General features: G+C 48.1%; 3 protein-coding genes. 2 read left to right on the forward strand and 1 reads right to left on the reverse strand.

Annotated elements, in window-relative coordinates; genetic code table 11:
• Positions 1 to 233: 233 nt before the first annotated feature.
• Positions 234 to 662 carry an L-alanine exporter AlaE gene (alaE, locus tag KDK14_RS14000; protein ID WP_257265792.1) on the forward strand — a complete coding sequence of 143 codons (429 nt, stop codon included), beginning with the start codon at positions 234 to 236 and terminating at the stop codon, positions 660 to 662.
• Between the two features lie 150 nt (positions 663 to 812).
• Here alaE and dps read toward each other — a convergent pair whose 3' ends face one another.
• Positions 813 to 1,295, reverse strand: a complete 483-nt coding sequence (gene dps / locus KDK14_RS14005; RefSeq protein ID WP_257265793.1) for a DNA starvation/stationary phase protection protein Dps — start codon at positions 1,293 to 1,295, stop codon at positions 813 to 815.
• Between the two features lie 281 nt (positions 1,296 to 1,576).
• Here dps and hemG point away from each other — a divergent pair, with 281 nt between their 5' ends.
• Complete coding sequence (gene hemG, locus KDK14_RS14010; RefSeq protein ID WP_257265794.1) at positions 1,577 to 2,122, forward strand: menaquinone-dependent protoporphyrinogen IX dehydrogenase; 546 nt, start codon at positions 1,577 to 1,579, stop codon at positions 2,120 to 2,122.
• Positions 2,123 to 2,212: the final 90 nt, after the last annotated feature.

Consider the following 2,212-nt stretch of genomic DNA (forward strand, 5'->3'; position numbering starts at 1 on the left):
GTTTTTTGCTTTATCCAGCTATATTTTTCACTGCCTGAATGCAGCTGTTTTGGTTCAGTTTTCTGCTGGTCAGATCCCGGGTTTTACCTGCGAAAGGGTCTTCACAACCTCCTGAACAGGCTGACGGATTCTATTTAACTTGAAAAGAATGTACCGGTTCATCACAGAATCAGTACGGGTTTTTTTGTGCTTTTTTTGCCCAATCAGGGTTCATTGTTTCAGGAGTGAGAGAGATGGCTCTCAATCGGGATATGTTGGCAGATACCTTTGCCATGATTACCTTTGGCATTGTCGCAGGTATGTGCGTTGAACTGCTGGCAGGGTTGAGTTTTGAACAGTCCCTGCAATCCCGTCTGATGAGTATTCCCGTTAATCTGTTAACGGCAAGAGCTTATGGCCTGTATCGTGACTGGCTGATGGATCGTGGCCGCTGTATCGGTAATGGTTTTATGCAAATCATGCTGCTTGATGCCCTGGCGTTTCTGTCGTTCCAGATTCCGCTGTATGCATCACTGTTATTGTCCACCGGGGTTAGTCTGGAGCAGTTGCTGGTTGCTTGCACAGGGCAGATGGGGGCGATGCTGGTCATGGGCCGTCCCTACGGAATTTATATGCAGTTCTGTCGTCATTGGTTCAGGCCTGTGGCTATTCCTGCGGCATAAGTATCTTTGCATGGTTTGAACCACAAATCGATGGTTTGTCACCCTGATGAAAGCTTTAGCCACAGAGTCACAGAGGAAAACCTTTTTTTCTGTTCTCTGTGCCTCCGTGGTAATTTCTTTCTCTTGTGGGGTATTGAGATTCAAAAAAAACTATTTTTTCGGCGGCAGGTGGGATTCAACCAGCCAGGTCAGTTTATCGATTTCCCGTGTTCTTGCGGTCAGCAGGTCGACGGAAATGGGGTCTCCATTTTCTTCCATATGGGCCATAGCCTGCAGTGCCTGACCGGTGACAAAGGCCAGACGCTGGCTAATCACCTCAATATGCTCATCGATGGAGCTGAATGAGTTCGGGTACGTGGGCAGCGTACTTTTTTCCGCTACCTTCTGCAGGGTGCCATCCGGCTTGTGCCCGAGCTGGGCCATCCGCTCGGCGATATCGTCAATGGTATCTTCGATAATCTCCGCCACTTCGTCGAACAAACGGTGTACAGAGAGAAACTCCCGACCTGCCATGGTCCAGTGGGACTCTTTGACTTGCATGTTCAGGTCAATGGCACTGTAGAGAACCTTCTGTAGTTCTTGTGCTGAATACAGCTTGACGTTGTCAGGCAAGGTTTCGTAAGTGTGGGTCATGGTGTAGCTCCGGTTACTGCTTTTTCCCAGGGAATTTATAAACGTCGATGTTGCCAGAATATTTTCCGATCCATAAGTCAGTGGACGAATAATCTGGCAAAACCATCAGGTTAAGATAGGAGAGAAATAACAGTTTTACAAAAAAAATAAGGGCTTCTGGCCGGAAGCTGCTATTCCCCGCTTTGTTGATCTGTGTTAACACGACTGACTGATAACCCGGTTATTATCGGATATTGATTTTATGATTGCCCACGTAGATAGATATGTCCCGTATAGCGTAATTGTACCAGGGGTGTGAAGGTCAGACCCGAAAAATTACCGAAAGAATTGGCTATTGCCTGGCCCGGGCTGGTCATGAGACGTTTGTCAGTGTCATTGCTGATCTGAAAGACGACTTCTCACTGCAATCTTATGATGGTGTTATTCTCGGTAGCTCGATCCGTTATGGCAGGCACCATAAAGAGTGTTACCGGTTTATTGAAAAATACCGCGATCAACTGGCAACCATTGCGGGTTACTTTTTTTCCGTCAACCTGACTGCCCGAAAGCCTGAACGACAGGAGCCCCATAACAACCGTTATCTGCAAAAATTCCTGAACCAGATTTCCTGGACACCGGATCGGGTGGAAGTGTTTGCCGGTGCCTTGCTGTATACCCGATACCGTTGGTTGGATAAGCAGATGATTCGCCTGATTATGAAACTCACCGGGGGGCCGACGGACGTTTCCTGCAATAGCGAATTTACCGACTGGCAGCGGGTCAAGGCTTTTGCCGAGCAATTAAACCGGGATTTTCAGGCAGCGGGCAGCGTCCATTTCCCGGACTGAGTCAAATGACCAGGTTTTTCTTATTCAGAAACTCTAGGAGGCTGTCCGAGAATAGCGCCCGTAGCGAGGATTGCGAGAAATTGAGGCTAA

The sequence above is a fragment of the Endozoicomonas sp. ONNA2 genome (assembly GCF_024606365.1).
In the GTDB taxonomy this organism is placed as follows: Bacteria; Pseudomonadota; Gammaproteobacteria; order Pseudomonadales; family Endozoicomonadaceae; genus Endozoicomonas.